The organism is Rhodovulum viride (assembly GCF_003265965.1).
GTDB classification, from domain to species: domain Bacteria; phylum Pseudomonadota; class Alphaproteobacteria; order Rhodobacterales; family Rhodobacteraceae; genus Rhodovulum; species Rhodovulum kholense.
This window is the reverse complement of record NZ_MUAV01000085.1, coordinates 1-1,599: the sequence shown is the minus strand read 5'-3', so window position 1 is coordinate 1,599 and position 1,599 is coordinate 1. Positions and strand designations below refer to the sequence as shown.

The following is a 1,599-nucleotide window of genomic DNA, read 5'->3' as shown; positions in this document are numbered from 1 at the left end:
CCGTCCCGGTCAGGCGCCGCGGCCCCGACCAGCGGCCGACCGCCTCATCGGCCTGACCCGCCAGCTCGCGGACCAGATACATCAGAACCGGCACCGCCTCCTCTGGCGGCATCGCCTCGACGGCTATCTCAAGCGCCCGGATCGGATCGCGGCCCGGGCGCCCCATGTCACGCGGCCGGGGAGAACCCGAGTTCAATCGGCGTGTTCAGCGACAGCGGGTTACCAGCCGTCATGACCTGAGCGTTCACGACCGGCAAGGTCGCCAGCAGCCGCAAGGTCGCCGCATCGACCACGGCCCAATGGGTGCCCGTCCCGTTCGCGTCGACCGTGCCGTCGGTGAAGGTCGCGATGTCGATCTTGCGGCCGCCGCCCGTGCGGTTCGCCTGCGCGCTGATGGTCGGCGCGGTCTTCGTCCCGAGCTTGTAGGTCGAGGACGCCTCGGCATAGGTCGTGGGCTCCTGCGAGCACAGATACAGGACCGGGCTCGCCGCATCGCGGATCTCTTGCAGGCCCGCGTCGAGAACATCGTTGGAAAGGGTGGTCATGTCGCCTCGCTGAAATCGGTCGCGGTCCCCCGCACTTGAAACGACACGCACCCATCCTCTCCGCAGAGGTGCCGGGCCAGCGTAGCGTGCCGATCAAAGGACGGGGTGTGGGGAAATGAAAAAGCGCCCGGGCATCGTGCCTGGGCGCCATAGCTTCGCCGTTGCGCTCGCCGGGAGCCTATTGGCTGGCGGCGAGGCCATCTCCCACGCTTATCGACCCCTGCGGGCTACTCACGAGGATTAACCAATGCAGATAACACATGGTCCCGCCTCACGCAACCGCCTGCTTGACCAGCGCCTCGACCGGCGCGCTGGCCTCGCGCCCGCCCAAGAGCGGCAGCACGAAATGCGCGATTCCGCGATCCAGCCTCGCCACGTCCACCGTCCAACCGGCGAGCGGGCCGGTCGCGATCTCCGCACGGTCGCCGGGACGGATGATCCGCTCCTGGCGGGCGCGCTCGCGAATTTCGGCGATGCGGGCGGGCACGCGCCGCATGCGCGCCAGCGCGGCCTCGGGAACCTCCAGCGGCTCGCCGTCCTGGCAGACCACGCCGCGGATGCGGCCCAGCGACCCGTCGCGGATGACGTGCCAGAGCGGTGCGTGATCGACGGCGAGGAACACATAGCCCGGAGCGAGGCGGCGAAGATAGGACAGCTTGCGCCGCGGGCCGCGCACCCGGCGCCAGGCCTCCTCAGTCGGCAACCAGCATTCGACGGCGCCCGACCGGGTGAGCCAGGCCGACACGGCGAATTCCTGCTGGGGTGCGGTCACGAGGATATACCACGCCACCCTGCCGAGCTGGGCTGCCACGATCTGCCCGCCATTGTGCGGGACAGTCTGCCCGATCCGATAGTGCCTCATCGCTGTCGCCTCCTGCATTTTGTGTCCTGCGCCACGCGTGACGCAATATCCTGTATTTTCGTTTCCGGGGGCACGGCCCGACCGGCCCGAAACGGTCCCGGCACGGCCCGAAATCTGCGCCTGTTCCGGGGCGCCCATCCCCTCGTAACCTTCTGTCTTTCCTTGCTTCTTTTCTTCTTCCACGGCTTGAAC

Annotated in this window: 2 protein-coding genes; both read right to left on the bottom strand. The window is 68.3% G+C overall.

The genetic code is table 11. The features are described 5' to 3' along the window. Positions 1–167: 167 nt before the first annotated feature. A complete protein-coding gene (locus BYZ73_RS21040; protein WP_112317559.1) occupies positions 168–545 on the bottom strand; it encodes a hypothetical protein in 378 nt (125 codons plus the stop codon). Between the two features lie 271 nt (positions 546–816). Continuing rightward, on the bottom strand, positions 817–1,599 hold a 783-nt coding region (nusG, locus tag BYZ73_RS21035), incomplete at its 5' end, for a transcription termination/antitermination protein NusG (RefSeq protein ID WP_146746387.1).

Excerpts from the sequence above, each read along its gene's own strand:
- BYZ73_RS21040 (WP_112317559.1), bottom strand. The coding sequence starts at position 545 with ATGACCACCCTTTCCAACGATGTTCTCGACGCGGGCCTGCAAGAGATC.